This window comes from Bacteroides coprosuis, assembly GCF_020741705.1.
In the GTDB taxonomy this organism is placed as follows: Bacteria; Bacteroidota; Bacteroidia; order Bacteroidales; family Bacteroidaceae; genus Bacteroides_E; species Bacteroides_E coprosuis.
The window spans coordinates 1-4,356 of record NZ_DYYK01000073.1 but is presented as its reverse complement, the minus strand read 5'-3'; the positions used below and the strand labels follow the sequence as shown (position 1 = coordinate 4,356).

General features: G+C 35.9%; 3 protein-coding genes and 1 pseudogene. 3 read left to right on the top strand and 1 reads right to left on the bottom strand.

What is annotated here, in order from left to right; all coding sequences use genetic code 11:
* A pseudogene (locus K8V80_RS04315) lies at positions 1 to 419 on the top strand (hypothetical protein); the annotation flags it as partial.
* A gap of 107 nt (positions 420 to 526) precedes the next feature.
* Here K8V80_RS04315 and K8V80_RS04310 read toward each other — a convergent pair.
* Positions 527 to 1,522 (bottom strand): leucine-rich repeat domain-containing protein, encoded by a 996-nt coding sequence (locus K8V80_RS04310; RefSeq protein ID WP_006745345.1) that lies wholly within the window; start codon positions 1,520 to 1,522, stop codon positions 527 to 529.
* A gap of 825 nt (positions 1,523 to 2,347) precedes the next feature.
* Between K8V80_RS04310 and K8V80_RS04305 the strand changes: the two genes are divergently transcribed.
* Positions 2,348 to 3,157 carry a hypothetical protein gene (locus tag K8V80_RS04305; protein WP_006745346.1) on the top strand — a complete coding sequence of 270 codons (810 nt, stop codon included), beginning with the start codon at positions 2,348 to 2,350 and terminating at the stop codon, positions 3,155 to 3,157.
* Positions 3,158 to 3,256: 99 nt separating this feature from the next.
* A partial coding sequence (locus K8V80_RS04300) for a DUF4026 domain-containing protein (RefSeq protein WP_276775697.1) occupies positions 3,257 to 4,356 on the top strand: 1,100 nt, incomplete at its 3' end.

Below are 4,356 nucleotides of genomic sequence, written 5' to 3'. Positions count from 1 at the left end.
CAACTCTCTCTTTTCCACATCTTGTAGAAGTAGGAATACTAAATGCATCGGGGACTACCCTCAACACATTTGAATTTCCAATGCTAGAAAAAGTAACCGAAAAATGGAGTACTACCTACTTCAAGTTTATGAAGGAGGGCAGCATTGTCATACCTAAACTTACCGAAGTAAAAGTGCTAGAATTCAAAGGTGCTGGTTGGGCAGGTGATGGTATTAATATGCCGCTTACTAATCTAGACCTATTTAGTGAACTTAAAAAAGTAGAAACAGTCATTATTGAAAACTGGGGCAACCTAGTAGATTACAAAGGACTAAAAAATATAATCCCTACTCTTGAAAAAGAAAATTGGAAAGTAAAAAACAATAAATACAATCCTACTTTTGAGCAAATGCTCAATGGCGACTATGTACAAAAATAGACTTCTATAATATTTTAGCATATCTATTATTAAGTGAAAAAGGGTTGCTTCCTAGCGTGGAAGCAACCCTTTTTAAAATGAATATATTATAAAAAATCAGATGTCCATTACATTATGTTTTCTACACAAGGGATAATCTTAGCACTCTTAGGATAAACCAAATCTCCTACTGACGTACGAGAAAAAGCACTCTCATGAATTACTTCTATACCCTCTCCTAACTCTAAATCGGACAATCTACAACAGTGCGTAAAAGCTTGATCTCCCACTACTTTCACTGTAGATGGCACCGAGATCGACTTAATGCTATAGCAACAGTAGAATGCTGCAGGACCTATTTCTTCGAGTCCATTATAAAGTTTCACTTCAGATAGCTTTTCGCAAGGATAAAACGCTCTCAAGCCAATAGATTTAATTTGATCAGACCAATCTACACGCTCCAAAGCACGACAAGCACTAAAAGCATAATCAGAAATCACCTTTAAGCTCTTAGGGAAAGTAACTGATTTAAGAGCCTCAACATCAGAAAAAGCCTTAAACGCAATCGTTTCTACACCTTCGGGAATCTCGTAATGCTCACCTTTCTTAGCACAAGGGTAACAAATAAGAGTTTTCATATCGCCAGAATACAACACTCCATCTACCGATTTAAAATTGGGGGATTTAGATGTTATTGATTCCAGATTTAAGCACTTATCAAAAGCAGCCTCGCCTATCCCTACAAGAGATTCGGGTAGTTCTACATGAGTCAGTAGGCAACCCATAAAAGACTCTTCACCTATTGCTCGCAATGTAGAAGGGAGTTTTAATGTTTTAATAGGAGTTTGATAAAAAGCACCTGGATGAATTTCCAATAAGCCCTCGGGCAAATCTAGTTCTTCAAAGCCACATCCTTCAAAAGCTGAAGAATGAATCTCTCTTAAAGTACTTGGAAAGGTGATTTTTTTGAGTTGTGAATTTCGTAAAAAAGCTTGACGTCCAACAGTAGTTACACCTTCAGGGATGTCATATTCTTTAATATACCAAGCAGCCTCAATCAAGTTTGTTTTATAGGGCGAATATTTCACCCCCTGGTCATCGATAAAAAAAGAATTCTTCGTCATAGTATAAAGATTTAAGTTAAGTATTCTACCAAGGTTAAAGTCAGTCCATCTATAAAAAAGATATTTCTTATTCTTTTCTGTTGTATCGTATAATCCACCCACTCCTAAGTCTAGCTATAAAAGAGAATAGAAAGATTGAAACGAAGAAAGCAGAAAAAAGAATAGCACTATCCTTTTTTGTATATTATTAATACCGTAACCCAAGCTATTTTATAATAAAAAGATAGATTCATGGTCCGATAGTTGAACTATACTTACTACAATATAACAATTTGTTTAAATATTAAGTATTTTTAAGACCATTATTTCATACAAAAATTTTGATATTTCAATCCTATACTCCTCTATAAAAAGAAGTAAGATAGCCTTTCCAAACGAATTCAAATATTTTGTTACTAGAAGTGATTGCTATCCAATAATTAGCCACAAAACAGTCTATTATACAGACACATCGTTATTGCCCAAAAAGTCGCTTTATAAAAAAGCAACACGAAATCTATTTAGAGAGATAAAGTGAAGAAGTATTTTGACAAAAATACCTATCCAAAATCAACTTATTTACATCATTTTATGGATGGCCTGTTTAGGAGGAACAAACCCAATAAACATCGGGATCAAAAGACTGCTTGATCGGTGTCAAGACATTACGATGACACCGACATGTCATTCTCATGTCGGTGTCAGAATCATACTAACCATCACCCTAGATATTTATTATAAATCTTAGTATTATCCATCCATAAATGCCAGTCAAATGATTAACTTTGTTAGAACAATAATTCTCTAAGAGAAAACAAGTAACGCATTTAAAAGACACAACATAAAATGGAAAATTTAATTCCTCTTCTATCAATAACCTTCTTTGGCAACTTATATCTACAAGGAGATGAAGTCTATCCTGAGTTCGATACAATCAATCCTGCTTTTAGGAACTTCCATACGATTAGTTTTTGGCAACTAGACCCCGATGATTATAAAAAGCCTCCTTTATTAAAAGCTCTAACACCCACTGATTGGTTTGCTTTTTTGAAAGAATTGGGTTGTAAAGGTGTTCGCTTATTGTGTATCTACAGCACTCGGGATGAAAGCCAAGAAGCCCCTATTTTAAATAAGGGTAGATGGATGATTGAAACAATGTTTTCAGACCATTCTTGGTGGTGGTATCCAAAGGTAGATGGTGCAGAAACAGCAAAAAGTGGCACTATGAGATTAGTATCCAACGAAGATGCTCCTATTCTAAACATGGGAGAAAGCCATCAATCTGCCAAAAAGAAATTGAAGATTGCTCTTCAAAAAGCTTTAGATTTCTCTCTCGACCATGCTAATTCTTTTGATGGAGATATTTGGGCTCGTATGTTTCATTCGGCTATCGAACTATTGGATGACAATCATATTTATAAAACGCTTCAAGAAAGCAACTATAATTACAACTGGCTGCCCATGGATGAACTCTCTACCTCGGCACACCAACTGGTTTTTGCAGCTTATAAAGCAAATGTATTTGGAGGTTCTAGCTCTTGGCTTGATCAAGAATTTGAGTCAGAAGAGGTTGACAAAGAATTTAGACAGGTGTCTAATCAGCTATATACTGCTATGAACAATGCTTATCTTGCAGTAGCCAACAGAGCAGGTTAAAACAAAATAGAATCTGGTAAGGTACTCTTAAATAGATACAAAAGAGTATATTTAAGAGATTATGAGAGGAGCTAACTGAATTTTAAAGAAGAATCGGGTATGATTAATGAGGAAATCTATAAAAGCATCAATACAAAAGAAGCAGTAAAGCAAAATTCGATCATGGGAATAATTCCCCGCCCTATCGATAAAGACTGGATGGATATGAAGAGAGTTGCAAAACAGCTAGATAACTATCCAGAGTTTAAACTGATTGGAATAAAAAAAGCTACTGAAGATTTTAATTCCGATCATCTTTTGGGAGATTTTGCGTATGATGCCCTCATCTGTTACAAAGAATCGGAACACTTAATCCGTATAACTGCCTATACAACGAAACGAATCGACTTCTCAACTCTTGCCTTTGGAGATCATATTCTGGCAGAAGATATACAAGAGGCTTTACATCAGCCCTATTATCTAGAAACGGATTGTATCTTTTCTGAATACCCACTTCTCTCTTATCATTTTCAATTAAAAGTGCTGGCTGCCTTGGTACCCCATGCCTCCTTAATGATTGATTTTTCTTTGCAGTTGGCAAGTTCTACTTCTTGGCTTCAGTGGGTAGCCTCCTCATCTATAGAACCTTCTATCGACTATCTTTTTAAGATAAATACTACCTATAAAAAGATTTCGGAGGAGAAGACTGAATATTGGTTTAAGACCGCTGGATTAAAAAGATGTGGCTCTGTAGAACTCAAAATTCTAAATTTCACAGAATATCCCCAAGAAATGTTTCAGCTAATTCTCGCTTCTGCACGAGAGTTTATCGTCAACCCACAAGGAGAAAATGCCGTTTTCCACGTAGGGAAACACATCAATCTCTGCTGGATACGTTGGGAGGAAGCTTTTATGCTCATCTCACCTTCCATACTAGGAGGATTAAAAGATAGAGAGCAAGCTCAAGATAGTTTTTACCTAAAAGAACCTTCGGGTATTCTGTTTGCTGTTCAAGATGGCAACCTACATTCTCCCCAAATCTATGGCACTACATTGCAAGGCGATAATGCTTTATATGATATGCCAAGCGAAGAACACCGAATTCAAAAAACAGCTGGTGAGCGCCTACCTTTCTTTCTTCAAGTATTTGATACTTGGCAAAAAAACTTTTCTGATCTAGATGAACAAGAGTGGGGTTTCTTTCTTTTACTAGCCATACC